We start from the raw sequence: 249 nt of genomic DNA, 5'->3' as shown, positions 1-249 counted from the left end.
CTAATCCTTTCTGTATCTGCAATAATATGGGAATAAAAATTGAATACGCTAATTTAGATAACCCACTTGGGGATACAATCTATCTTAATAAATCCCCCATTATCCTTCTGTCTAATAAAATTCAAGATAAGCATGAGAAATATTTTGTGTGTGCTCACGAGTTAGGACATGTTGTGCTACACAATGGAATACAAAATTATTACCTTATTAATAGAACTACTAAACGTAAAATGGAATCTGAAGCCGATA

1 protein-coding gene is annotated in these 249 nt (G+C 31.7%); it reads left to right on the top strand.

The genetic code is table 11. The annotated features are described in order from the left end of the window. Window positions 1-249: ImmA/IrrE family metallo-endopeptidase (locus GSM_RS13715; RefSeq protein ID WP_029327466.1), on the top strand; the 249-nt coding region annotated here is incomplete at both ends.

The sequence above is a fragment of the Liquorilactobacillus mali KCTC 3596 = DSM 20444 genome, from assembly GCF_000260415.1.
Taxonomy (GTDB): domain Bacteria; phylum Bacillota; class Bacilli; order Lactobacillales; family Lactobacillaceae; genus Liquorilactobacillus; species Liquorilactobacillus mali.
This window is presented reverse-complemented; position numbering and strand designations above follow the sequence as displayed.